General features: G+C 70.4%; 1 protein-coding gene and 1 pseudogene. Both read right to left on the reverse strand.

Annotated features, from left to right (window positions below; translation table 11 throughout):
• Positions 1-297, reverse strand: a pseudogene (locus HUW62_RS47400) (hypothetical protein); the annotation flags it as partial.
• A gap of 1 nt (position 298) precedes the next feature.
• Positions 299-976, reverse strand: a 678-nt coding sequence (locus HUW62_RS47405; RefSeq protein WP_176438209.1) for a baseplate J/gp47 family protein, incomplete at its 5' end; no start/stop codon positions are given.

Here is a 976-nt window from a genome sequence, read left to right on the forward strand (position 1 = left end):
CTCGAAGTGGTGCGGGACGAGCTGCGCGGGCGGCAACTCGAAGAGGAAGCCGTCGTTGTCCCAACCTCGGGAGAAGGACTCGAAGCCCTCGCGCTGGCCGGAGAAGAAGGCGAGGGCCACAGGGACGTCGGAGAGGGCGGCGCGCCACACGTACCAGTGCTCGAAGTCCTCGCAGGACTCCTCCGGCACACCGAAGCCCGCCAGGGCTTCGAGGCGCGTCACCGTCGTCAGCGCCCAGTGCGCCGCCTCGCCGGGCCGGGCGCCCGTGTCCTCGAAACTGGGGTTGAGGAGAGGCATGTCAGAGGAGCCCTCCGGTGTCCCCGTCCTGGAGCGTGACGCTCCCCAGCACCGGCAGCTCCCGCACCGTCAGCTTCACGTCCGCAGGCAGGCCGTTCAGCGTCAGGTCCATTCGAGCGTCACCCAGCTTCCGCACTCCGGGGGCATCGCGAATGACGTTGAAGACGTCCGACCAGGCCACCTCTCCGGCCGGGAAGCCCTGGGCGTCCTTGCCGTTGAATCCGAAGTCGATGCGCGGGTTGGGCGTGCCGTCCGGCTCGCTGACTCGGAAGTGGGCGGCGAGCGCCTGGCGGACGCGCATGGCGACGTCCTGGGCGGAAGCGCCCTGGCGCAGGAAGAGGCGGGCGGACACGTCCACGCGCCGGTACACCGGCTCCTGGACGCTGACCTGGAAGGTGAGGGTGCAGGGATAGACTTCGGTGACTTGCCGCAGCACCTGGGCCTTGAGCGCGGGCGTAGGCACCCCGCCGCCTTGGGGCACCACGTAGAGGATGCCTGCGTTCTCCGCGATGGTGGCGTCTTCGTTGGCCGTCAGCATGAGGGCGCGGGCCACTCCGGGCAGGCGCCGGGCGTTGATTTCGAAGTCCTCGCGGGAGACGGTGCGCGTCAGGGCCCGGAGGCTCTCAGGGGCGAGCAGCTTCGCGGAGGCCACCGTCTGCCTGTCTGCGCCGCCGGAGGC

The organism is Myxococcus sp. AM011 (genome assembly GCF_013372595.1).
GTDB classification, from domain to species: Bacteria; Myxococcota; Myxococcia; order Myxococcales; family Myxococcaceae; genus Myxococcus; species Myxococcus eversor.